Annotated in this window: 28 protein-coding genes; 12 read left to right on the plus strand and 16 right to left on the minus strand. The window is 32.0% G+C overall.

The genetic code is table 11. From position 1 onward, the window contains the following. From B2U95_RS06240 to B2U95_RS06280, 9 genes are all read right to left on the minus strand, one after another. Nucleotides 1-1,254 (minus strand): FG-GAP repeat domain-containing protein (locus tag B2U95_RS06240; RefSeq protein ID WP_296313875.1); only part of this gene is annotated, 1,254 nt, incomplete at its 3' end. Nucleotides 1,255-1,267: 13 nt separating this feature from the next. Then, nucleotides 1,268-2,086, minus strand: coding sequence for an enoyl-ACP reductase FabI (locus tag B2U95_RS06245; RefSeq protein WP_296313964.1), 819 nt, complete (start codon nucleotides 2,084-2,086; stop codon nucleotides 1,268-1,270). 41 nt (nucleotides 2,087-2,127) lie between these two features. Beyond that, entirely contained in the window at nucleotides 2,128-3,780 is a 1,653-nt protein-coding gene (gene recN, locus B2U95_RS06250) for a DNA repair protein RecN (RefSeq protein WP_296313877.1), read from the minus strand. 67 nt (nucleotides 3,781-3,847) lie between these two features. Beyond that, nucleotides 3,848-4,735 (minus strand): DUF4835 family protein, encoded by an 888-nt coding sequence (locus B2U95_RS06255; protein ID WP_296313879.1) that lies wholly within the window; start codon nucleotides 4,733-4,735, stop codon nucleotides 3,848-3,850. Further along, nucleotides 4,728-5,939, minus strand: a complete 1,212-nt coding sequence (coaBC, locus tag B2U95_RS06260) for a bifunctional phosphopantothenoylcysteine decarboxylase/phosphopantothenate--cysteine ligase CoaBC (protein WP_296313881.1) — start codon at nucleotides 5,937-5,939, stop codon at nucleotides 4,728-4,730. The genes B2U95_RS06255 and coaBC overlap by 8 nt, the downstream gene beginning before the upstream one ends. Nucleotides 5,940-5,950: 11 nt before the next feature. Further along, complete coding sequence (locus tag B2U95_RS06265; protein WP_296313882.1) at nucleotides 5,951-6,277, minus strand: DNA-directed RNA polymerase subunit omega; 327 nt, start codon at nucleotides 6,275-6,277, stop codon at nucleotides 5,951-5,953. A gap of 11 nt (nucleotides 6,278-6,288) precedes the next feature. Continuing rightward, on the minus strand, nucleotides 6,289-7,089 hold the full coding sequence (locus B2U95_RS06270) for an outer membrane protein assembly factor BamD (protein WP_296313885.1): 801 nt from the start codon (nucleotides 7,087-7,089) through the stop codon (nucleotides 6,289-6,291). Between the two features lie 108 nt (nucleotides 7,090-7,197). After that, nucleotides 7,198-8,082, minus strand: coding sequence for a 4-hydroxy-tetrahydrodipicolinate synthase (gene dapA / locus B2U95_RS06275; RefSeq protein ID WP_296313887.1), 885 nt, complete (start codon nucleotides 8,080-8,082; stop codon nucleotides 7,198-7,200). Continuing rightward, nucleotides 8,082-8,600, minus strand: coding sequence for a DUF6913 domain-containing protein (locus B2U95_RS06280; RefSeq protein ID WP_296313888.1), 519 nt, complete (start codon nucleotides 8,598-8,600; stop codon nucleotides 8,082-8,084). The genes dapA and B2U95_RS06280 overlap by 1 nt, the downstream gene beginning before the upstream one ends. A gap of 72 nt (nucleotides 8,601-8,672) precedes the next feature. On the opposite strand from B2U95_RS06280, the gene B2U95_RS06285 reads away from it, so the two are divergent. The 3 genes from B2U95_RS06285 to B2U95_RS06295 all read left to right on the plus strand — a co-directional run bounded on the left by B2U95_RS06285 (nucleotide 8,673) and on the right by B2U95_RS06295 (nucleotide 10,801). Further along, complete coding sequence (locus B2U95_RS06285) at nucleotides 8,673-9,434, plus strand: 5'-nucleotidase C-terminal domain-containing protein (RefSeq protein WP_296313889.1); 762 nt, start codon at nucleotides 8,673-8,675, stop codon at nucleotides 9,432-9,434. A 3-nt stretch (nucleotides 9,435-9,437) separates the two neighbouring features. Then, nucleotides 9,438-10,352, plus strand: a complete 915-nt coding sequence (locus B2U95_RS06290; RefSeq protein WP_296313890.1) for a bifunctional metallophosphatase/5'-nucleotidase — start codon at nucleotides 9,438-9,440, stop codon at nucleotides 10,350-10,352. A gap of 62 nt (nucleotides 10,353-10,414) precedes the next feature. Further along, the gene (locus B2U95_RS06295) at nucleotides 10,415-10,801 is read left to right on the plus strand and encodes a DoxX family membrane protein (RefSeq protein WP_296313891.1); all 387 of its coding nucleotides are present in this window, start codon (nucleotides 10,415-10,417) and stop codon (nucleotides 10,799-10,801) included. On the opposite strand, the gene B2U95_RS06300 is transcribed toward B2U95_RS06295, so the two are convergent. The 5 genes from B2U95_RS06300 to B2U95_RS06320 form a co-directional block, all read right to left on the minus strand. Continuing rightward, nucleotides 10,798-11,538 (minus strand): hypothetical protein, encoded by a 741-nt coding sequence (locus B2U95_RS06300; RefSeq protein WP_296313893.1) that lies wholly within the window; start codon nucleotides 11,536-11,538, stop codon nucleotides 10,798-10,800. The genes B2U95_RS06295 and B2U95_RS06300 overlap by 4 nt on opposite strands. A gap of 98 nt (nucleotides 11,539-11,636) precedes the next feature. Beyond that, entirely contained in the window at nucleotides 11,637-13,631 is a 1,995-nt protein-coding gene (ligA, locus tag B2U95_RS06305; RefSeq protein ID WP_296313895.1) for an NAD-dependent DNA ligase LigA, read from the minus strand. Nucleotides 13,632-13,634: 3 nt separating this feature from the next. Continuing rightward, nucleotides 13,635-14,216, minus strand: a complete 582-nt coding sequence (locus B2U95_RS06310; protein WP_296313897.1) for a TIGR00730 family Rossman fold protein — start codon at nucleotides 14,214-14,216, stop codon at nucleotides 13,635-13,637. 1 nt (nucleotide 14,217) lies between these two features. Then, nucleotides 14,218-15,090 carry a peptide chain release factor N(5)-glutamine methyltransferase gene (gene prmC / locus B2U95_RS06315; protein ID WP_296313899.1) on the minus strand — a complete coding sequence of 291 codons (873 nt, stop codon included), beginning with the start codon at nucleotides 15,088-15,090 and terminating at the stop codon, nucleotides 14,218-14,220. A gap of 1 nt (nucleotide 15,091) precedes the next feature. Beyond that, nucleotides 15,092-15,583: a GNAT family N-acetyltransferase gene (locus tag B2U95_RS06320; RefSeq protein ID WP_296313901.1), complete on the minus strand. Its 492-nt coding sequence runs from the start codon at nucleotides 15,581-15,583 to the stop codon at nucleotides 15,092-15,094. 61 nt (nucleotides 15,584-15,644) lie between these two features. Between B2U95_RS06320 and B2U95_RS06325 the strand changes: the two genes are divergently transcribed. The 5 genes from B2U95_RS06325 to B2U95_RS06345 are packed head-to-tail and all read left to right on the plus strand — an operon-like array spanning nucleotide 15,645 to nucleotide 19,169. Next, a complete protein-coding gene (locus tag B2U95_RS06325; RefSeq protein WP_296313902.1) occupies nucleotides 15,645-16,103 on the plus strand; it encodes an LEA type 2 family protein in 459 nt (152 codons plus the stop codon). Nucleotide 16,104: 1 nt separating this feature from the next. Beyond that, nucleotides 16,105-17,109: a bifunctional diaminohydroxyphosphoribosylaminopyrimidine deaminase/5-amino-6-(5-phosphoribosylamino)uracil reductase RibD gene (gene ribD / locus B2U95_RS06330; protein ID WP_296313903.1), complete on the plus strand. Its 1,005-nt coding sequence runs from the start codon at nucleotides 16,105-16,107 to the stop codon at nucleotides 17,107-17,109. Beyond that, nucleotides 17,096-17,713, plus strand: coding sequence for an HAD-IA family hydrolase (locus B2U95_RS06335; protein ID WP_296313904.1), 618 nt, complete (start codon nucleotides 17,096-17,098; stop codon nucleotides 17,711-17,713). The genes ribD and B2U95_RS06335 overlap by 14 nt, the downstream gene beginning before the upstream one ends. Then, complete coding sequence (locus B2U95_RS06340) at nucleotides 17,710-18,561, plus strand: EamA family transporter (RefSeq protein ID WP_296313906.1); 852 nt, start codon at nucleotides 17,710-17,712, stop codon at nucleotides 18,559-18,561. Before B2U95_RS06335 ends, B2U95_RS06340 begins: the two co-directional genes overlap by 4 nt. Then, nucleotides 18,561-19,169 (plus strand): IMPACT family protein, encoded by a 609-nt coding sequence (locus B2U95_RS06345; RefSeq protein ID WP_296313909.1) that lies wholly within the window; start codon nucleotides 18,561-18,563, stop codon nucleotides 19,167-19,169. Before B2U95_RS06340 ends, B2U95_RS06345 begins: the two co-directional genes overlap by 1 nt. Here B2U95_RS06345 and B2U95_RS06350 read toward each other — a convergent pair. Next, nucleotides 19,164-19,571 carry an acyl-CoA thioesterase gene (locus B2U95_RS06350; protein WP_296313911.1) on the minus strand — a complete coding sequence of 136 codons (408 nt, stop codon included), beginning with the start codon at nucleotides 19,569-19,571 and terminating at the stop codon, nucleotides 19,164-19,166. The two genes, B2U95_RS06345 and B2U95_RS06350, sit on opposite strands and share 6 nt — an antisense overlap. Nucleotides 19,572-19,770: 199 nt before the next feature. On the opposite strand from B2U95_RS06350, the gene dnaA reads away from it, so the two are divergent. From dnaA to B2U95_RS06370, 4 genes are all read left to right on the plus strand, one after another. After that, nucleotides 19,771-21,198 carry a chromosomal replication initiator protein DnaA gene (dnaA, locus tag B2U95_RS06355; protein WP_296313913.1) on the plus strand — a complete coding sequence of 476 codons (1,428 nt, stop codon included), beginning with the start codon at nucleotides 19,771-19,773 and terminating at the stop codon, nucleotides 21,196-21,198. 12 nt (nucleotides 21,199-21,210) lie between these two features. Continuing rightward, complete coding sequence (locus B2U95_RS06360; protein ID WP_296313916.1) at nucleotides 21,211-21,660, plus strand: low molecular weight protein-tyrosine-phosphatase; 450 nt, start codon at nucleotides 21,211-21,213, stop codon at nucleotides 21,658-21,660. Nucleotides 21,661-21,734: 74 nt separating this feature from the next. Continuing rightward, nucleotides 21,735-23,135: a PQQ-dependent sugar dehydrogenase gene (locus tag B2U95_RS06365; protein WP_296313917.1), complete on the plus strand. Its 1,401-nt coding sequence runs from the start codon at nucleotides 21,735-21,737 to the stop codon at nucleotides 23,133-23,135. Further along, on the plus strand, nucleotides 23,135-23,848 hold the full coding sequence (locus tag B2U95_RS06370; protein ID WP_296313920.1) for an SAM-dependent methyltransferase: 714 nt from the start codon (nucleotides 23,135-23,137) through the stop codon (nucleotides 23,846-23,848). Before B2U95_RS06365 ends, B2U95_RS06370 begins: the two co-directional genes overlap by 1 nt. A gap of 4 nt (nucleotides 23,849-23,852) precedes the next feature. Here B2U95_RS06370 and B2U95_RS06375 read toward each other — a convergent pair whose 3' ends face one another. After that, nucleotides 23,853-24,509 carry a peptidoglycan-binding protein LysM gene (locus tag B2U95_RS06375; protein ID WP_296313921.1) on the minus strand — a complete coding sequence of 219 codons (657 nt, stop codon included), beginning with the start codon at nucleotides 24,507-24,509 and terminating at the stop codon, nucleotides 23,853-23,855. Nucleotides 24,510-24,561 lie beyond the last annotated feature (52 nt).

The raw sequence follows: 24,561 nt of genomic DNA on the forward strand, positions 1-24,561 counted from the left end.
ATAACCATTAGATATAAATAAATCTTTATATCCGTCATTATCAAAATCTGCAAAAAGAGGACACCATGACCAATCTGTTTCAGCAACATTGGCTAACCATGCAATTTCACTAAAAGTACCATTACCATTATTTAATTGTAAACTATTATGCATATCTTGATAATGATATCCTTCTTCGACGAAAGTCCAATACGATTTAACATCCATTGGTGCCATGCTTGCCTTTTTAGAAAAGTTGTCTTTTGCTAACATTTCTACATTAAAAATATCTTGAAAACCATCATTATTAATATCTGCAACATCAACTCCCATACTAAACTTTGATATGTGCTTAAATGCAGATAACATCTCGTTTTTAAAAGTTCCGTTTTTTTGGTTCATATATATATAATCTGGTTCTAGATAATCATTAGAAACATAAAAGTCTTGCCAACCATCGTTATTAAAATCTGATGTGATTACACCTAAACCATGTCCAGAATTTTCCAATCCATAAGATTTAGTTTTATCTATATATTTTCCGTTATTATTTATATAAAATATGTCGCTATAGTCATGCTCTGGTGAATTTATTTTTTTAATTTTTCCATCAGAATATTGATTAAAAGTTTTAAAAATTGTTGGATGATTTATTTGGTAAGCATCAAGGTCGCCATCGTTATCTGCATCGAAAAAAGTAATTTGTGTTGTTGGTGATAAATCTTCAAAACCATACTCTAAACCTCTCTCTGTAAAGGTTAAATCACCATTATTAACAAATAGCAAATTTCTAAGTAATTTTTTTTCTTCACCTTTAAACCAACCAGATCTAGAAACTAATATGTCTTGCCAGCCATCATTATTAATATCTACTATAGTTACTCCTGTACACCAATCGCGTTCTTTAGAATTTATGTTAGCTGTTTTAGTTATATCTTCAAATTGTAAGTTTCCTTTATTTAAATACAATTTGTTTAATCCCATGTTTGCAGTAAAATAAACATCTTGTAAGCCGTCATTATTAAAATCAGCTACTGCTACACCGCCTCCATTGTAGAAATATTCATACTTATAGAAATTATATCTGTCATTTTCTATGTTTTTATTAATAAAAGCGATACCTGTTTCTTCTGGACTTAACATCGTAAAAAGAGGCTTCTTCTCATCAGCTACCTTAACACGTATAGTTGAATTTTTATCTTTAGTCGATTTACTATTGTCACAACCAATTAATGATAAAAGCATCGCAATTAAAAAACACTTCTTTAAACCCATTATATGTGTATTACTATTGATTATCTACAAACGTATCCATCACAGCATCACTAACTCCCATATTACTAAAACCACCATCGTTATAAAGATTTTGGAGCGTAACACGTTTGGTTAAATCGCTAAATAAGGATACGGTGTAATTAGCACAGTCTAGTGCTGTTGCGTTACCAAGTGGTGACATTTTCTCTGCGTAAGCAATAAAACCATCAAAACCTTTTACTCCACTACCTGCTGTTGTTGGTGTTGGTGATTGCGAAATTGTATTTACTCTTACTTTTTTATCTCTGCCAAAGAAATACCCAAAACTACGTGCAATACTTTCTAGATAGGCCTTATTGTCTGCCATGTCATTATAATCTGGAAACACGCGTTGTGCAGCCATATATGTTAGCGCTACAATACTTCCCCATTCGTTCATAGCATCTGCTTTATATAGTGTTTGCATTGTTTTGTGAAAAGATAGTGCAGAAACGTCTGTTCCCTTTTGTGTCCAAGCATAATTTTGGTCTGTATAATGTTTTCCTTTTCTAACATTTATAGACATCCCTATAGAATGTAAAACAAAATCTAATTTACCTCCTAAGATTTCCATAGATTGCTCTACCAGGTTTTGTAAATCTTCTACTGAGGTTGCATCTGCAGGAATAATTTGAGAACCAGTCTTTTCTGCTAACTCATTTATTTGTCCCATTCTCATGGCAACAGGTGCATTTGTTAATACAAACGTACCACCTTCTTCGTGTACACGCATTGCAGTTTTCCATGCAATAGAGTTTTCGTCTAAAGCTCCGAATATGATTCCTTTTTTTCCTTTAAGTAAGTTGTACATAATATCTATAATTGTTTAGTCAGTTTGTAGTTGTAAATATACTATTAATTCAATAATTGCTTGGCGTGCGCCATTGCAGATTCTGTTATACTAAGTCCACCTAGCATTTGTGCAATTTCTACCACACGTTCATCGTTATCTAATTTTTTAAGATTGGTATGTGTAACCTCATCTACATCGGTCTTAAAAACTTTAAAATGAGAATCCCCTTTAGCGGCTATTTGTGGCAAATGCGTAATACTAAAGACTTGCATTTTAGAACTCATTTGCTTCATTATATCTCCCATTTTGTTTGAAATCTCACCAGAAACACCAGTGTCAATCTCATCGAACATTATAGAAGGTAGTTGAATGTATTCTGCTAGTATTGATTTTATAGCCAACATTATTCGAGATAACTCTCCACCTGAAGCTGCTTTTTTTAATTCGTTAAAACTAGTGCCTTTGTTTGCTGTAAATAAAAATTGCAAGGTGTCTTTTCCATTAAATACAAAATGATCTGTGCGCTCTAATTCTATCTTAAATTTAGCATTTGGCATTCCCAAATCACTTAACATAGCTTCTAATTTTGATATAAATTTTGGAATAACAGTCTTTCGTTTTTTATAAATTTTATTCGCTAAATCGTTTAGGACGTCTGTTTGTTTTAGTATTGCTTTCTCTTGTTTATCTATAGATACGTCTAAATTTTCTGTATTGTCAATTTTAGATTGCAAGCTTGTTTTAATTTCAATTAATTCATTAACATCTGCTACTGCGTGTTTTTGCAACAAACTATTCACTATTTGGAGTGTATTACTTATCTTCTCTAACTCTGCTGGTTCTGTTATTAAATTATCTTCGAGATTATCTAACTCAACTAAGATATCCTCTAATTCTATACTTACGCTCGTGATGCGTTCTCTTAAAGCTTCATAAGCTTTTCCAAAACCTGAAATTTTAGACAGTTCTTGTTTAATAGCATTTATTTGATCTGCGACACCTAAATTTTCAGAATTTAAAATAGCCTTTACACTTCCAAGCTTCTCACCTATAACTTCGACATTACTTAATTCTTCGTATTGCGTTTCTAAGTTTTCGATATTAATTTTATCAAAATTGATTTCAGATAATTCGTTTAATAAAAACAGGTTGTAGTCGTATTCCTTAACCATTTCGGCTTTAGAATTTTTCAATTCTTCAATAGATTTTTGAAGCGACTTGTAAATGATAAGCTGCTTAGTGAAGTTATTTAAATTCAATGTATTATCAGCCAAAGCGTCTATAACCTGAAACTGATAATTATCTTGTGTTAGTTGCAATGTTTGGTGCTGAGAATGAATATCTATTAAATGATTACTTAAACCCGAAAGATTCTCTAATGTTACAGGTGTATCGTTTATAAAAGCTCTAGACTTACCTGATGGAAGAATTTCTCTTCTAATTATGGTTTGCACATCGTAATCTAAATCTAACCGCTTAAATAAATCTTTTAAATTGTAGTTAGAAATATCAAAACCAGCCTCAATAATACATTTTTTGTCTGTATTTTTAACCTGACTTATGTCTGCACGTTTACCTAAAACTAAAGATAAACCACCGAGGAGTATAGATTTACCAGCACCTGTCTCTCCTGTAATTATAGTTAAGCCATTATTAAACTTTACGTTTAACTCGTCTATAAGCGCGTAATTATTTATGTATAATGTGGTGAGCAAAATTTAGTTAGTTTATACTACAAAATTAAACGATTATAGTTTTATATATGAAGTGTTACTGAAAAAATTAAAACTTAATATTTCTCCATTTTTGAGAATGCATCGGAGCAATTCTATTTAAGGCATCTACAGCCTCTGTTATATTAACGCTTGGACCACCAGAAAGAATATCCATGACTTCATTTGCTTTGGTATCAAAAAAGACACGCATTACAAAAGAATTAGGCCGTCTGCTATGTACTTTTTGAAGTGCTGTTATAGCTGATATTATTTGTGCTTTCCCTTTTTTAGGGTCTTCATTCATAATATCTAATCCATCTCTATGGTAATTGTACATTGTAGCTCTCACTTCTTTAAATGTAGGAGATAAAAGGTTATCAATAAATGCAAAGCGCGATTGTAAGCCGTCTTCTAATTTCCATCCTTGACCACTTAGTTGTTGTGAGTAATTAGAAATAGTTTGTGCTTGCTTAAAATAATCTAAACCACCATTTAAGGTAAAACTATCTGCATCCATACCCAATATCATATATACATGAAAACTTAAAACAGAAATAAGGTTAGACTCAAACTGAATTTCGTTGTATACTAAGTTTTGAAATTCTAAATATTTAAAGTTGAAATTTTTATCATTAAAAAAATACGTCGGTGAGCTATAGGTAGAATTAAAAACTGGCCTAGAAGATGCTACTTGTATGGTTGCTGAAAAATTATCATTATCGTAATTAGTTACGTTAATAACCATATTAGAAATGATGCGTTCTTGCTGACTAAAGGTTTTGTTAGTCCATTTTGTATTATTAATGAATTCCGTTAATTGCTTTTCTAAAGTTTTAAAGACAACATTATTGTCATTACCTGTTTGTTGCGCTACTACTGTAACTGTACAATTTAATTCTTGCGAAAAAGAAATTGATGTTATAAATAGGACAAGTAAAACTATGAGTTTACGCATGTAGTTGTTTAATTATTTGTTGCATTAAATCTTTTGCAACTTCTGCTTTAGATTTAAGCTTATGTTCTATAATAGCGTTAGAATGCGTTATAAATGTAACTTTATTTGTGGACCCACCAAAACCTGCACCTTTATCTTGCAAAGAATTTAGAACTATTAAGTCTAAATTTTTAGCCTTAAGTTTCCCTTTAGCGTGCTCTAACTCATTGTTAGTCTCTAATGCAAACCCGACTAAGAACTGAGTAGATTTAATTTCACCTAAAGATTTTAAAATATCTTTAGTTTTCTCTAACTCTAAACTAAACGTAGAATCTTTCTTTTTTATTTTCTGATTGGCAATATTTTTTGGTCTGTAATCTGCAACAGCTGCACATAAAATAGCAATATCAGTAGTTCCATAGTGCTTATGCACTTCATTATACATATCATCTGCACTTACAACAGGTTTAATAGCAACCATACTATGCCTTAATTTCTGATGCGTAGGCCCTGTTACTAAAATTACTTCAGCTCCTAGATTAGCAGCAGCATTTGCAATCTCAAAACCCATTTTTCCACTAGAATGATTCCCTATAAAACGTACTGGATCTAAAGCCTCGTAAGTTGGACCTGCTGTTATTAAAATACGTTTCCCATTTAGTGGTAATTGATTTAATATATCTTTCTCAATAAAATCTACAATGTCTTCGGGTTCTGCCATACGTCCTTCACCAACTAGACCACTTGCTAATTCACCCGTTCCTGCCGGAATTAGTTTATTACCAAATGCGTTGAGTTTTTCGAATGAAGCTTTAGTAGATTCATGCTTATACATATCCAAATCCATTGCTGGCGCAAAATACACATCGCATTTAGCAGAAAGATATGTCGCTAAAAGAATGTTGTCACAGACACCATTAGCCATCTTTGCCATTGTATTTGCAGTAGCCGGTGCTATAACAAACAGATTAGCCCATAGGCCTAATTCAACATGGTTGTTCCAAACTTGGTTATCATCTGCCTCATCTACAAAAGCAGAATATACAGGGTTTTTAGATAATGTAGAAAGTGTGAGTGGAGTTATGAATTCTTTAGAAGCAGGCGTCATAACGACTTTTACGTTAGCGCCTGCTTTTATGAATAATCGGACTAGACTGGCCGATTTATATGCGGCAATACCAGCAGTAATGCCTAATAAAATATTTTTGTCCTTTAGAATAGACATCTAAGGCTTATTTATTGTTGAGTGTCCTCAGTATTTCTATGGTAGATTTTATCATCCAACCATTCTTTAACTGCTAAAGCATGTGGCTTTGGCAACTTTTCGTAAAACTTAGAAACTTCAATTTGTTCTTTGTTTTCAAAAATCTCTTCTAAACTATCATTGTAAGTTGCAAACTCTTCAAGCTTGTCAATTAACTCACGTCTAATATCTGTATTAATTTGTTCAGCACGTTTTGCTATAACAGAAATAGCTTCATAGATATTATCTGTAGGAGCATCAATTTCGTTTCTATTGTAAGTAATAGAACTTACAGGAGCATCAGTCTTTTTTAAATCCATTTTTGTCATAATTAACTTTTAATATTAAAAGTGTTTTTTAATTCTTTTATTTCTTCAATTTTCCTAGTTGCTTCTTCCATATACTCGGAATCTGGAAAAGATTTCTTAAATGTATTGTAATAATTAATTGAAGTATTAATTCTTTCTTGTTGTAACTCAATAATACTTTTCATTGCAAGATTATATTCTGCATCTAATCTATAATACAAAGCGTCTTCTCTGAGCACTGTACCTGGAAAGTTAAACAAAAAGTTATTAAATGAATTTACAGAAGCTTTGTAATCTTTTATAATGTCGTATTGTTTAGCAATCTCAAAAGCCTTTTTTTCTAATTTATAATCTAATTCTTTAACCAAAGTATTAGCTTCTGATAAAAATTCAGAATTGGGATAGGCATTAACAAATAGTTGTAATTTTTCAATTGCTTCTATGGTTTCTTTTTGTTCTTTAGAATAAATAGGAGATAAAAAATAATACCCTTTAGCCTCTAAAAATGCAGCTTCTTGTAATTTTTCGCTGTTTTGGTAACTACCAACAAATCTATTAAAATGATAACTTGCAATGTAATAATCTTCCATTTTATAGGAACACATGGCATGCATAAATGTTAATTTTTCTGCTTGTGGCTTCCCTCTATAATTAGAAAGGATTTGAGTGAACAGGCGGTGTGCCTTATTCCATTTACCAGCTTCAAATAATTCTAAACCCAGTTTAAACTTCTCAGCAGTATCTTCAGCCTTTAACGTCTTTTGAAAATCGCTGCACGATATCATTATAATGCTTATTAATAGTATGTAAAGTCCTTTCTTCATAAATTTTAAACAGAATGCAAAAGTATGCATTATTAACGGATTTTAAAAACAAAAATTATATGCTAAAGTATGCCTAGTTTTTATTGCATTTAAAAATTTAAATTAAGTTTAACTTTTACCTAAGCTACTTAACGCTTCTTTTAAAGTTTTCTTGAGTTTATCTGTTGCTTCTACTAAAGGTAATCTTACGTGAGACTTAGATATATTCAATAAATCTAAAACAGCCTTTATACCTGCTGGATTATTTTCAGAGAATATCATACCTATAATCGGCATTAATTGAAACTGAATAGCATAAGCTTTATCCGCTTCTTTTGCTATACCTAATCTTATCATATCTGTAAAATCTTTTGTAAGCGCCTGCCCTATTACGGAGATAACACCAGAACCTCCAGCCAAAGCGACACTTAAGGCTAAATCATCATCACCAGAAATAATATGAAAATTTTTAGGTTTTGTTCTGAGTAACTCTAAATATTGACTCATTATACCAGCTGCTTCTTTAACTGCAATTATATTATCAAAATCTTTGGCTAATCTCACAATAGTTTCTGGAAGTATATTCGAACCCGTTCTTCCTGGGACATTATAAAGTATAATTGGCTTACTCGATACTTTTGAAACGGCTTTAAAATGCTGATAAACACCTTCTTGAGTGGGCTTGCTATAATATGGCGACACAGATAGTATAGCGTCTATTAATGATATATCCGACGTTGTTAACTCGTCTATAACAGCTTTTGTATTATTACCGCCAATACCAAGAACTAAAGGTAGTCTTCCCTTATTTACACGAGCTATAAATTTGACTAATTCCTTTTTCTCATCCATAGTAACTGTAACACTCTCACCTGTAGTGCCACTTATTACCAAATACTCCGTGCCATTTGTAATATTATGTTCAACTAATCTCTCTAATGCATCAAAATCAATGCTTAAATCAGCTTTAAAAGGTGTAATTAATGCCACACCTGTACCTATAAATTTGGCCATTATAATTTATTTAGGATGTTTAAATATTTTTTGAATTCTTTTTTAAATACTCCAATGTTACTTGGCTTTATATCAATTATTAAATCATATAAACGCTCGTCAACTCTAGATAAACCAACTTTTAAATTAGCTTTAGATGATGCTGTTATTAAATTTAAGTGTAATGATTCCTTTTTGTAATAGCTTATTAAAACATCATAATCTTCTTCTAAAAAAGCTTTTAGATCTACATTATTTATCTTGCCTTTCCAACCAAAATCTTTTGGACTTATATAAATTTCCCATTTACTATCAGCAAACTTATCATCAGTAGTAAAAGCAATGATTTTATGTTTAGGTGATGAGAGCTTTAAATCTTTAAAATAACTTCTAAACTCATCAAAATTATCAAATTCATCAACATTCAGTAAAACAGCTATGGTCTTAACCTTATCATTGCTAACTGCTGCTTTGCGTGCCGCCAACAATTTGTTTACATACTTTTGATTTGATTTTTCTTTGAATACTTTTAAAATCATTTACCTTTAGACTTTGTACAAATTTAACAAAAGCACTCCTAAATTATTAGTTAACAAAATATAAGTTATTCAATGACTATTAAACATATTTTTAAACTCTGTTTCATCCTTCTTATTGTGTCTTGTAATGAGAATTCTAATATTACAAAGATAGAAGGAAAAAGAATTGATATCGATGAGAGTCTTTTAGAAAATCAAGAAATTGAAGATTTTATTAAACCCTACCGAGAACAGGTTAATAAAAATCTAGACAGTATTATTTCTTTTGCACCAGAGACGTATTCTAAAAGTGATGGAGAATTAAACACTGCTATAGGTAATTTAATGGCTGATGCGGTTTACAGCGAAAGCAATACTGTTTTTAATAAACGAACTGGAGAAAATATTGATTTTGTCCTTCTTAATCATGGAGGCATTAGGTCTATAATATCTAAAGGGAATATCACTTCAAGAACTGCATACGAAGTTATGCCTTTTGATAATTCTGTAGTCGTAGTCGCATTAAAAGGCAAACAAGTACAAGAATTGACTCAATATTTAGCTGCTGCAAAACGCGCCCACCCAGTTTCTAAACAGTTTCAATTAACGCTCACTGATGACAATGCTGTTAAATCAGCAACAATAAGTGATAAAAAAATAGAAACAAACAAAACCTATTATGTAGCTACCAATGACTATCTATATAATGGAGGAGACAGAATGGACTTTTTTCACCCAAATGATAGTCTTTATGTGCTAGATTATAAAATAAGAAATGTCTTAATAGATTATTTTAAAAAGACAGATACTTTAAAACCTCAAATTGATAATCGTTTTATTAAACTTAATAACTAAGCCATGAAAAGAAGACAATTTATACAACAATCTACTGCAGCCACTGCATTAGTTGGTGTTAGCGGGTTAGGTTTGCAATCTTTTAATACATCTAAAACAAAAAAAATCACCATTTTACATACTAACGATGTTCATAGTCATATTGATCCGTTTGGACCAGAGGACGCTAGAAACGCCAATAAAGGTGGTGTCGCTAGACGTGCAACTTTAGTTGAATCTATTAGAAAAGAAAACCCGAATACGTTATTACTAGATGCTGGTGATATTTTTCAAGGAACACCTTATTTTAACTACTACGGAGGTGAACTAGAGTTTAAATTAATGAGCATGTTAAAATATGATTTAGCCACCATTGGTAATCATGATTTTGATAATGGCATAAATGGTCTTTATAAACAACTACCACATGCAAATTTTGACTTTGTTTCTGCTAATTACGATTTTTCTAATACAGTTATGGACACGCATGTAAAACCGTATAAAATCTTTGTAAAGAATGGGATTAAAATAGGCGTATTTGGCCTAGGTGTTCAACTGGACGGATTAGTTGACAAAAACATGTATAAAGAAACTGTTTATAATTATCCGATTGAAATTGCTCAAGACATGTCTAGAATCTTAAAAGAAGAGCAAAATTGTGATTTAGTAATTTGCTTATCCCATATTGGATATTACTATAAAAATAGTCCTGATCGTGTATGTGATTTAAGTCTAGCAAAAGCTACAAAAGATATAGATCTAATAATTGGCGGACATACCCATACGTTTTTACCAAAACCGACTATTGAAAAAAACAGTATAGGAAAAAATGTGCTTGTAAATCAAGTCGGTGCTTATGGCTTGTACTTAGGAAAAGTTGACTTTTATTTTGAATCTGATAAAGAAACCAAATCAGAAGGTGCTACAATAATTATTTAAGATATTATTTAAGTTAGTTTAGTATAGACGTCTTAATCCATAACTAAACAATCTTAATACTTATGAAATCGAATAAAATCATTTTAGTACTCAGAATAGCTGTAGCTGTTATATTAATTCAAACTTTACGATTTAAATTTACAGGTCACGAAGACAGTGTTTATATTTTTGAAACTATTGGCTTAGAGCCATTTGGCAGAATTGGTCTTGGCATCCTAGAACTTATGGCTGGTATACTTTTATTAATACCTAAAACAATTTGGATAGGAGCTGGTTTAGCCCTTGGTTTAATGAGTGGTGCTATAATGATGCATTTAACGCAATTAGGTATAGAAGTAAGAGGAGATGATGGTGTTTTGTTTTATACGGCTATTGCAACATTTATACTAAGTGCAATTATTATATACTCGCAAAGAAAACATATACCGCTTATGAATATAAAAGATTAGATTTCTTCTAATTGCTCATCAGTAAATGCTGGCTCAGGACCAGTGAAAGTCAATTGTGATTGCAAATAGAAAAGCACAAATGCCACTACTAAAAAGAATGAAAAAATAAATACTAAATTACTATCATCTAAAATATAATAATAAGCCAATTGAATGATTTCAGAAAACACAATACAGATAGACCCTAAAAGCATTAACATTGATTTGTTATCGTTTCTATACATGTAATTAATTAAGGCTACGGACAATAGAGCCATTATAACTGCATTATAGGTGAACTCTAAGGCATATTCATAAATTGAAAAGGCTTTTTCTACGGTATCAGTCACTAATATAACGCAAAACACGTCTAGTACAACCAGAACGATAATAGGTATAGCTAATTCAGAAAATATGTCTTTAAATTTTAATTCTGAGACCATCCTAGTTATAAGAAACAAATAAGATATTATAAATAATATATTTGCTACATAGTAGTAATAATCTATTTGGCCCTCTTGTATCTCTGGCAAAAACCAAGTTGAATAACTCAGTACATGACCCAAAGTAAAAGTTACTAAGAACCAAAAGAAATATTTGACTTTATTTTCCGTCCACTTACAATATACAATTGTAAGTAGCACAAGCATTAATGCACTCACAGCAGCTCCTTCAACTTCAAAATCAAAACCTCGAAGTGTAATGAAAATCCCACCCAAAAGCAATAATACTACTTTTAAGATTTTATTTAATAACATTGATTAATCCCTTTAGAAAAACAAATATAGCGAAAAATTACAATTAAACGATAAAAAATTACATTTTATCGGTAAAAATAGCTTTTTATTGTAAGAATTTATTTCAATTCGTTTAAAAACGCTTGTTCCGAAAGGATGGGAATATTTAAATTTTCTGCTTTTTTTAGTTTGCTCGGCCCCATTTTATCCCCAGCAACCAAAAAACTAGTCTTAGATGAGATTGAAGAAGACACTTTTCCCCCATTATCTTCTATGAGTTTTTTAAGTTCAACTCTAGATACACTTTCAAACACACCAGAAACTACAAAAATTTGCCCTTTTAGCTTTTCTGTTTGGTTCGCTAATTTATCTGCAGATACTTCTAATTGAACATTAAAAGATTTTAAACGCTCTATACTTTGTCTATTATCTTCGGACGAGAAAAACTCCACAACACTTTCAGCAATTCGCTCACCTATTTCATCTACAGTCACCAAATCTAAAATTGAAGCGAACATTAAAGCATCTATAGACTTGAAATGTTTAGCTAGCTTCTTAGCTACAGTTTCACCAACATAACGAATACCTAAACCAAATAAAACACGCTCAAAAGGAATTTGTTTTGATGCTTCTACTCCATTAATTAAATTCTCTGCACTCTTTTCTGCCATGCGTTCTAAAGGAATAACCTGCTCAGTAGTTAATTCATATAAATCTGAATAATTTGTTATCAAGCCTCCTTTTACTAAAAGTGCAACAGTCTCGCCACCTAAACCTTCTATATCCATCGCTTTTCTAGATATATAATGTTGAATTCTACCAATAACTTGAGGAGGACAACCTTTATAATTAGGACAATAATGTTTAGCCTCTCCTTCTATACGCTCTAACTGAGTGTCACATTCTGGACAGTTTGTAATATAATCCGTAGGCTTCGAATTTTCTAATCGTTTAGCAAAATCTACAGCTATAATCTTCGGAATAATCTCTCCACCCTTTTCAACAAAGACCTCATCACCTTCTCTAATATCTAATTTCTTAATCTGATCTGCATTATGTAAAGACGCACGTTTCACAGTAGTACCTGCCAATTGTACAGGTTCTAAATTGGCAACAGGTGTAATTGCTCCAGTACGACCAACTTGGTAGGTGATTTCATTCAGTCTCGTAGACACTTGCTCTGCTTTAAACTTATAGGCCATAGCCCAACGTGGTGCTTTTGCTGTAAACCCTAATTCATCTTGTTGGTAAAGGTTGTTAACTTTTACAACGACTCCATCGGTTTCATAAGGTAAGTTGTGCCTTTCTATATTCCAATGATTAATAAACTCGAGAACCTCATCTATTGAGTTTGCTAATTTTGCAGCACCAGGCACTTTAAACCCCATTTGACGTGCTTTTTTTAAACTTTCAAATTGTGTTGTAATACCAAGATTTGTTCCTGTAATATTATATAGCAAACATTCTAAAGGACGTTTCGCTACTTCCGAACTATCTTGTAGTTTTAAACTTCCTGACGCTGTATTTCTTGGGTTTCTATAAGCCTCCTCACCTGCTTCTAGCCGCTCTTCATTCATTTTAATGAAACCCTTAAAAGGCAAAACAATCTCTCCTCTTATATCAAATTTTTCTGGATAATCCCCTTGTAACTGTAAAGGAACAGTCTTAATGGTTTTTATATTTGCAGTAACATTATCGCCCTGCATACCGTCTCCTCGTGTGACTGCTTTTAAAAGTTGTCCGTTTTCGTAAGTGAGGCTAATCGACGCTCCATCGTATTTAAGCTCACAAGTATACTGAACATCTCCATCTACCATTTTTTTTATTCTGGTTTCCCAATCCATTAAGTCTTCTTTAGAGTACGAGTTATCTAAGGAATACATCCTATGGTCATGAACCACAGTTTGAAAATTTTTAGTAATGGCACCACCAACACGTAAAGTTGGAGAATTTGCATCAAAAAACTCAGGATGTGCTTCTTCTAGAGCTAGAAGTTCTTTTAGTTTTATATCGAAGTCGTAATCACTAATACTAGCATTGTCTAGAATATAGTAATTGTAGTTGTGTCGACGAAGTTCGTCCCTTAGGGCATCTATTTTTTGTTGTGTGTTCATTATTTATAGACCTTCTTTATTCAACCATTTTGGTGCTAGTAATGGTATATAATTATTCATTTTGTCTAGTAAGCCTTCAATAGTGTTATCTACAACAACAGCATCTAGATTTTCTTGTTTTAGAAAGCCGCGTTCTACCATCATTTTACATTGCGCAACTAAGGGGTCATAATAACCATTAGTATTTAAAACCCCTATGGGTTTAGTATGTAAACCTAGTTGTCCCCAAGTTGTGATTTCAAAAAACTCATCCATAGTACCAAAACCACCTGGTATAATTATAAAACCATCACTTTTATCGTACATAATCACTTTGCGATCGTGCATGTTTTCTGTTACAATAAGTTCAGTTAATTCTGTGTTTACAATTTCTTTAGTTTTTAAAAAGTTTGGAATTACTCCTATAGTTTCACCTTTTCCATCAATAACGGCTTGAGCAACTTTTCCCATAATACCTATTTTAGAACCACCATAGACTAGAGTAATGCTTCGCTCTACAAAAATCTGACCTAAACGATAAGATTCTTCTATTATAATTGGATCATTACCTTCACTACTGCCACAAAATACAGATATACTTTTCATACTATTTTTTAATTCCCTTTAACATTCTGTCATTACCGTTTAAATCCTTCAACAATTCTATGTCCATAAAATTAGCGTCTATTAAAACTTGTTTTGTTTCTTCACCAAGATACTGGTTAATTTCAAAATAAAGTTGACCATTTTGTTTCAAATTATTTTTAGCAAAACTAGTAATGGCTCTATAAAACAATAGCGGGTTTTCATCTTTTACAAACAAAGCTAAATGCGGTTCGTTGTTTAAAACATTTGGATTTATTTCTTCTTTTTCTAAATCTCTTACATAAGGTGGATTTGACACTATAATGTCAAATTCTAAATCTTTAAATTCCAAATCCCAAGTTGTTTCGCTTAATATGTCTGCCTCAATAAAAGTAATTTCAACGTTATTGAGTTTAGCGTTTTGTTTGGCGATTTCTATGGCCTCTTTACTAACATCTAAGGCAAATACTGAAGTATTTGGTGATTTTTTTGCAAGAGAGATAGCTATACAACCAGAACCTGTACCAATGTCAAGAACCTTAATCGCTTTAGAGTTTTTTTGTTTATTAATATTTTGAAGAATGAGTGTTACGAGTTCTTCAGTTTCTGGCCTTGGTACAAGAACATGTTTATTCACTTTAAACGGTAATCCGAAAAATTCTGTTTCACCTAATATATATTGTATTGGTTTTTGCTGCTTTAAATCCTCTAGCACTTTAAAAAACATATCAGTCTCAGATTTAACAATAGTAAATTGTGGCTGTAATGCCAGTTGAAAACGAGGCAAATTGAGATAATGTTCAATGCAGAGAAAAAAGAAACTACCGACTTCTTCTTTTCCGTAAATAACATCTAATTGTTTATGATATATTTCTTTTAAGTCTTTTAATAACACCTTATAAATCTTTAAGCATCCAAACAGTACACGAATAATGACCTGTATTTCCCATAGGCTTATCAATAGATTTAAATCCTACTTTTCTATATAACTTCCTGGCGTCATCCATATAAGGCATCGTTTCTAAATAACAGTGATCGAAACCAGACTGCTTCGCAAAATCGATACATCTAGCCATCATTTTACTTCCTATACCTCTACCTCTTGCTTCAGACATAAAATACATTTTCTGTAATTCGCACACATTACCTTCGTAATTATCTAAAGGTGAAATTCCTGCGCCTCCTATAATTTCACCTCCATCTTCAACAACAAAATAGGCCTTAAGATGTGAGTCGTAAGTTTCTGTCATACAATCTAAAGCTTCATCCTCATAAGCGGTACCAACCTTAGGCACTCCCATTTCTATTAAAACAGAACGAATGGCTTTTGCTATTTTAGGATTATCTTCGCGTTCAATTTCTCGAATAACAATAGTATCTTTACGCACTTAATTTATAATTTTAATACTGAATTATTTTCGGTTTGAAGATACATATAAAAACACTTTTATGTTTAAAAGACTCTTAATGTTTTTGCTGACTTTTACACTAGTTTTCAACTGTTCTATAACCGAGCAACCAGAGTTTGTTAGACTTGATAATATCAAAGTTATCGACTCTAACTCTAAAAATATAACCCTGAGTGCAGATGCCTTATTTCTGAATAAAAATGATGTTGGTGGCACTTTAAAAACAGACGACATTAAAGTTTACATCAACGACACAGAAGTCGCTACTATTGTTTCCGATGAATTCGATGTGCCTAGAAAAAAGAATTTTACTATTCCACTAACCGTAGCTGTAGCAACTGAGAGTCTTATCGACAAGAAAAGTCTCGGTGGTTTGTTAAGTGGTTTAATTTCTCAGAGATTAAAAGTGCAATACAAAGGTGATATTAAATATAAAGTTTTAGGCTACTCTTCAACATATACTGTAGATGAAACTCAAGAAGTAAAAATTAAATTTTAGATTGCAAAAACACGAGATCTATATAAAACGCTGTTTGCAAATTGCCAAAAACGGATTAGGTACAACACGACCAAACCCTATGGTAGGAGCGGTTGTAGTTTTTGATGATAAAATTATTAGTGAGGGGTTTACTAGTCCTTATGGAGGTAATCACGCAGAGGTTAATGCTATTAACTCAGTTACAAATAAAGCAGTATTAGCAAAATGCACGTTATACGTTACACTAGAACCCTGTAGTCATTTTGGTAAAACTCCACCATGCAGCGATCTTATTGTTAAACATAAAATTCCTAAAGTAGTCATCGGTTGTGTTGACGACAATCCTGAAATTGCTGGCAAAGGGATTGCAAAGCTCAAAGCTTCAGGCTGCAAAGTTACTGTTGGTGTTTTAGAGAATGAATGCAAAACACATCATAAACGTTTTTTTACGTTTCATAATAAAAAGCGTCCTTATGTCATATTGAAATGGGCTGAAACTAGCGATGGTTTTATTGCTCCGAAATCTAAAAACAAACAAGAACCTGTTTGGATTACAAATACCTATTCTAGACAACTAGTACATAAATGGCGCACAGAAGAACAAGCCATTTTAGTAGGAACTAATACAGCTATAGAAGACAACCCAAGTTTAACCGTTAGAGATTGGACAGGATCGAATCCTATAAGAATTGTTTTAGACAGAACATCAAAGCTAACTACAGAACTTAATGCCTTTAATAATAAAGCTGAAACGATTAGGATTACAAACACTAATATTGACTATGAACAACCGATAGCATTACAAATTTGTGATTTGTTATACAATAGAAACATAAATTCTATAATTATAGAAGGAGGAGCACAAACACTTCAAACTTTTATAAGTGAAGGGCTTTGGAATGAAGCTAGAGTTTTTATTGGAAATAGTGAATTTAACGACGGAATAAAAGCACCAGAATTAAAAGGAATGCTCATATCTGAATCTAAACTTCAAAATGATTTATTAAAGATTTATGCAAAAGATTAAAACACTCATTTTCGATTTTGGAGATGTCTTCATCAATTTAGACAAACAAGGTGCTATGAAAAATGCCTTAGACCTTTTTGATTTAGAGACGTTTGATGATGCTATGATTGCTACTAATATTAAATATGAAATTGGTGAAATTTCAACTTCCGAATTTATTCAATTTTATAAATCTAAGTTTCCACATTTAAATAAAACTACTATTATTAATGCTTGGAACTTCATTATTAGAGACTTTCCTAAATACCGATTAGACTTCATTAAAGACCTTGCTAAAAAAAAAGAATTCAAACTAATTCTGCTAAGCAACACTAATGATATGCATATTGATTTTATAAAAGAGAATGTTTCATTTTACAACGAATTTAAAAACTGTTTTGATGTCTTTTACTTATCTCAAAAAACGCACTTAAGAAAACCTAATGCAACTATTTTTGAGTTTATCCTAAACGAAAATGATATAGACCCTAAGGAATGTTTGTTTATAGATGACACTAAGGAGAATACAGAAACCGCAGGACAATTAGGCTTCAACGTTTGGAATATAGACGAAACTAAAGAAGATGTTATTAATCTATTTAAAATTAAAAAAGAACTCTTTTGATTTACTTACTGCTCAGTATAGCATCTTCTACTTTAATCTTTGTACTATTTAAACTCTTTGATAGATACAATATAAACACACTACAAGCTATTGTTGTCAACTATGTTACAGCATGTACCTGTGGAGTAATTTTATATGATAAAGATATTAATATTTCTGAAGTTTTTGGAGCTAAATGGTTCCCTGCAGCTATTGGATTAGGTTTTTTGTTTATTGCCATATTTAATGTTATGGCACTAACAGCGCAAAAAAATGGTCTTTCAGTGGCTTCTGTAGCTAGTAAAATGAGTGTTATTATTCCTGTTATATTTGGTATTTATATCTACAACGAAAGTATCGGTTTTCAAAAAATCATTGGCATACTTCTAGCGCTTATCGCTGTGTATTTAACTTCAATAAAGCCAAAAGAGGATACTGTTTTAACTAAATCAATTTACCTTCCTATTATATTGTTTTTTGGATCTGGTATTATAGACACATCCATAAACCATTTTGCACCAGATGACGACATTCCACTATTTTCTGCAACGATCTTTGCCATAGCAGGGATTATTGGCTTTAGCATCATAGGCTTTAAATCAATTAAACAAAAAAGTCGTTTTAAAGTTAAAAGTATTCCTTTAGGTTTTACTCTAGGTATTGTTAATTATTGCTCTATCTATTTTCTTTTGAAAGCACTTAGGGTTGATGGGATTGAAAGTTCTTCATTATTTACGATCAATAATGTGGCAATTGTAGCTATATCTACATTAATAGGTTTACTATTCTTTAAAGAACAGATTTCGAGAAACAACTGGATTGGTATTCTTATAGCTATTATTTCAATTATCCTAGTGACACTTACGTAATGGAAATAACGGATACATATAAAACAATTTCTAAACCTGCTATTGGCGAACTTTTCAAAGACAAGAATAGTAAATTCTATGGGTACACATTCCCAGTAACCAACGAAGAACAGGTTAAAGAAAACATAGCCGCTTTAAAAAAAGAGCATTATTCTGCGCGACATTGTTGCTACGCATACCAAATAGGCATTAATAAGACTAAATATAGAGCTAATGACGATGGCGAACCCAACAATTCTGCTGGAATGCCAATCTATGGTCAAATTCAATCTTTTAAAGTCACCAATATATTAATAGTTGTTATTCGCTACTATGGAGGTGTGAAATTAGGAGTTGGTGGACTTATAAATGCTTATAGAACTGGTGCGCAATTAGCATTAGAAGCTTCTCTTATCATAGAAAAAACAATTAACACATCTTTTTTACTGAAATTTGAATATAAAAACATGAGTAAAGTAATGCGATTACTCAAAGAAAATCAGGTAGAAATAACAAATCAAACCTTAGAACTTAATTGTTTGTTAGAAATATCTGTCAGAAAAAGCAACAGTTCTAAAATATTAAAACTTTTTAATGATTTCTTTGGTGTAGAAATAAATGAATTATAACGAATAATCTTGCAGTTTATCTAAAAGATATTTAGGACATCGTGTAGGCCTATTTCTTTCGGTGTCTATAAATGCGAGAATTGTATTACCTGTTGCGAGTAAGACATCAGATTCTGTAAATAGTTCATATTCGAACTCTATAGATGCTGTTGGCATTTTTTTGAGTATTGTTTTTACTTTAAGCACATCATCATAACGTGCTGAACTTTTGTAATTTATAGCTAATGAAATCACCGGCAACATAATACCATCTGCTTCCATACCACTGTAACTTAGACCGTACTCTCTTAGCCATTCTGTCCTACCTACTTCAAAATAAATTGCATAATTAGCATGGTAGACAACACCCATTTGATCGGTCTCTCCATATCGTACCCTTATTTTAGTTTCGTTAAATTTCATATATTTAAAGTTAGTTTAATAAAAATGCGTAATTTTAAAGTGGGATTAAACATGAGAAAAAAATTCTATAAATTCTACATTAATAGATTTTTTTATTAAGAATTTTGTTCACATATTTGCCATGTTGAAAAACGAATAGGAAAATCCTTTCTTATTTTTATTTAGCTATCTAACTAACCAATTAAAATTAACTTAAAGTATGGAGGTAACAGCGCAATCTGTTTGGGTTAATTGTCTTGCATTTATAAAAGACAATATACAACCACAAGCTTACAAAACTTGGTTTGAACCAATAGTAGCTGTTAAACTTTCTTCTAATGCTTTGAGCATACAAGTGCCTAGTAAATTTTTCTATGAATGGTTAGAAGAGCACTATGTTAAAATCCTTAAGGTTTCACTTACTAAAGAATTAGGCGAAGACGCTAAGTTAGTCTATGTTATTAGAATGGAAAACACTTATGGTAATAAACAACCATTTACAGAGAAAATTCCAAGTGCAAATAGATCAGCATTAAAATCTCAAGACGTCGACGTTCCTTTTAATAATAAAAGTCCTGAATTAAGGAATCCTTTCATAATTCCTGGTATTAGAAATGTAAAGATTGAGTCTCAGCTTAACCCAAGTTATAGTTTTGAGAACTTCTTAGAAGGAGATTCAAACAGATTAGCAAGAAATGCAGGTATTGCAGTAGCTAACAAGCCTGGAGGCACCTCATTTAATCCACTTTTAATTTTTGGTGGTGTTGGCTTAGGAAAAACACATTTAGCACATGCCATTGGTGTTGACATAAAAGACAAATATCCGGAAAAAACCGTTTTATATATTTCGGCTGAAAAATTCACACAACAATATATAGATTCAGTTAAAAAAAATAATAGAAATGATTTTATACATTTCTATCAAATTATAGATGTTCTAATTATAGACGATGTTCAATTTTTATCTGGCAAATCAGGAACACAAGATGTATTCTTCCATATTTTTAATCATTTACATCAAAATGGAAAACAAGTTATATTAACGAGTGATAAAGCACCAGTTGATATGCAAGATATTGAGCAACGCTTATTATCGCGTTTTAAATGGGGATTATCTGCAGAATTACAAACACCAGATTTTGAAACTAGGGTTTCTATACTTAAGAATAAACTTTACAGAGATGGTGTTGAGATGCCAGAAGACATTATAGAATATGTTGCAAAGCATATTAAGTCTAATGTTAGAGAGCTAGAAGGTGCCATTATATCTTTAATAGCACAATCCTCTTTTAATAAAAAAGAAATAACTTTAGGCTTAGCTAAAGATATTGTAGATAAGTTTGTTAAGAATACAAAACGTGAGGTTTCTATAGATTACATTCAAAAAGTAGTTTCAGACTATTTTCAGATGGATGTAGGCACGCTTCAATCTAAGACAAGAAAAAGGCATATTGTACAAGCAAGGCAACTAGCTATGTTCTTTGCTAAGAAATATACTAAAGCGTCTCTTGCAAGTATTGGTTCTCAAATAGGTCAACGTGACCATGCTACGGTATTACACGCATGTAAAACGGTAAACAACCTATCTTCTACTGACAAGCAGTTTAGAAAATATGTTGAAGATCTTTCTAAAAAATTAGCGCTTTAATTACAACTAATTATGACTAGTATTTTAATGGTGTGTCTCGGTAATATCTGCCGTTCACCTCTAGCTCATGGTATATTAGAGTCAAAACTCAATACAGAACACTTTTATATAGATTCTGCTGGCACTGCAGCTTATCATATTGGTAATAAACCAGACTCCCGCTCTATATCAGTTGCTAAATCTAACGGCATAGATATAAGTATGCAAAGAGCGAAACAATTTAAAATTTCTGATTTTGATACGTTTGACATTATATATGCTATGGATCAATCTAATTACACCAATATTATAGCTCTAGCAAGATCTAAAGACGATATCAAAAAAGTGAAATTATTCCTTGAAGAAAACCAAAAGGTATCTAATAAAAATGTTTTAGATCCTTACTATGGAGATGTAGACGATTTTGTAAACGTCTTTAATACAATAAACGATACCTGCAATACGATTGCTAAAGCTTTATAAGATTTACTATTATATAGTAAATCTTATAATTATTATCATTTTTTGTAACTTAGCCATAAATAAATGCTCGGATTATGAAATCTATCACACTACCTATTTGCCTATTGTTTATGTCTTTATTTTATGCTCAAGACTTAGAATTAGAATTATTTGCCAACAACTTAGATAGACCCGTTAATATTAAACATGCTGGCGACGATAGACTTTTTGTTGCTGAACAAGACGGGCTCATTAAAATAATAAATGCAAACGGTACAATAGAAAGTCCACCTTTTTTAGATATAGATAGTCGCGTTAGAAGCACAGGCAACGAACAAGGCTTATTAGGCTTAGCCTTTCACCCAGACTACGCTACTAATGGTCACTTTTTTGTTAATTATATTAATAATTCAGGAAATACCGTTATTTCAAGATTTTCTAGAAATGGAACAAACCCCTCCTTAGCTGATGCAAATTCAGAACTCATCATTTTAGATTATAGCCAACCATTTTCAAACCACAATGGTGGCGAATTAGCTTTTGGATCGGATGGCTATCTATACATTTCGTCAGGTGATGGTGGTTCTGGTAACGATCCACAGAACAGATCTCAGAATCTTACTAGCATGTTAGGCAAATTATTAAGGATTGATGTCAACAATTCAACATCTGCGGCTCCTTATGCAATTCCTGCTGACAATCCGTTTATAGGTAACGCAAGTGCAAATGACGAAATATGGGCTTATGGTCTACGAAATGCATGGAAATTTTCTTTTGATCGTTCTACTAATGATTTATGGATTGCAGACGTTGGCCAGAGCGCAAGAGAAGAAATTAATCTTACATTATCAACAGAAGATCCTGGAGGTTTAAATTATGGTTGGAGATGTTATGAAGGTAATATTGAAGGAGCGCAATTTAGCACTGCTGAATGTCCGGCTCAAAATACGCTAGTTTTTCCTGTTTTTGAATACAACCATTCAGGAGGAGGATGCTCTATAACTGGTGGCTATAGATATAGAGGGACAGCATATCCCAATCTAGAAGGTGCCTATTTGTATGCAGACCTTTGTACACAAAACATTAGCTATTTAAAATTTGAAAATGGCAGTTGGAATGAAACATCTGAAAACTTTTCAGGATCTTGGGTAGCATTTGGTGAAGATATTAATGGCGAATTATACGTCTCTAGTCTTTCAGGGAATATTTTCAAAATAAATGACAGCACTTTAAGTATAACTGAAAATGAACTTAATGTCGTATCTATTTTTCCTAACCCAGCAAACGATGAGTTACATCTTGATTTTTCTAAGTCAAATACTTCAATTGAAACTATTATTATATATAATCTTCAAGGAAAAGCTGTAAAAACGATTTCTAGAAATGGCCAAACCGTTCAGAATGTAAAAGTTTCAGACTTATCAAAAGGTGTTTACATGTTAAAAATGAAACGTATAGACGGAGAAAGTAGTACTCAGAAACTTATTATAAATTAATGAATTCCAAAGGGAAACTCTATTTAATACCTACACGATTAGGGGATAATCCACCACTCGAGGTTTTACCAATTTCTATTAAAAAGATAATTGAAAATATAGACGATTATATTGTTGAGAACGAAAAAACAGCACGACGATTTATTAAACGTGTATCACCTAATAAGTCTCAGCCATCATTAAATCTTCAAGTTTTAAATAAATACACCTCCGAAGCAGAAAAAAACACATTTCTTAACGCTTGCCAAGAGGGCACTTCTATTGGTTTGTTGTCAGAAGCAGGTTGTCCTGCCATTGCAGATCCTGGATCTGATATTGTAAGTCTGGCTCATCAAATGGATATTAGAGTGATTCCTCTTGTTGGACCTTCTTCAATTTTACTAGCATTAATGGCATCTGGCATGAATGGTCAAGGTTTCACATTTAATGGGTATTTACCAATAGATAAAAGTGAGCGAAAATCTAAACTTAAAGCTTTAGAGCGTTTGTCGTTTGAAAACCATCAAGCGCAAATTTTTATAGAGACACCTTACAGAAATATGAAGATGCTTGAAGATTTGGCAAGTACTCTTCAACCTAATACGCGTCTATGTGTAGCTTGCGACCTAACTTTGCCTACAGAGTTTATAAAAACGAAGCCAGCTCAAGATTGGCTTAAAAACAAAGAAGACCTTCATAAAAGGCCTTCTATTTTTATAATTCAGAAAGATTAAATCTTTATAATGTAACTCTTGCTTTCTTATCTGGTGTAATAAATGATGTATCATAACCAGAAAACTTTTTCATATAATACTTAACAGAAGATCCATAAGCGTCTGAGAAATTTTGACCTCCATAACTACGTAAAAACTTCTTAACACTACCTGGTCCTGCTAAGTGTGCTGCAGCTAGTATACCAGATTCGGATACTTTAACACCACCTATTAATTTGCCTTCAAATCGTTTTATATCTTTTCTTAAAACCCATTTATTACGTTCTGCGTTAGCAACAAATGCTTTTTCTTGCAATTCTGGATTATATAAAAATTTATTTGGATGATATATACCGATAAGTTTTAGAGTTTCAGTACCAAATTGATACTTCCCTAAATAACCCAATGTGTTCACTGTAAAATAATCACCTCTAGACTCTTTAAAAGCCAAAGCTTCTTTAAAGCCTTCGAAAGACTTACCTAAGTGAGGTGTAAACATATTGTACTGAATAACCTCCTCTTGAGAAGTCATTGCTATATCTCCTGACGTATGATAATTTAATTCTAATCCCTCTGTAGAATACTGATCGGGATTTAACTGAGAATCTGGATACAAAGCCAAAGCCACTAGTACACAAATTGTAAAGGGTATTAAGAAATTTTTAAAACTATGCTTATTCATATTAGCTAATTTTTAGCGTAAAATACTTTCCCCAAAGTACCTTACTAAATTC

The organism is Winogradskyella sp. UBA3174 (assembly GCF_002364335.1).
Classification (GTDB): Bacteria; Bacteroidota; Bacteroidia; order Flavobacteriales; family Flavobacteriaceae; genus Winogradskyella.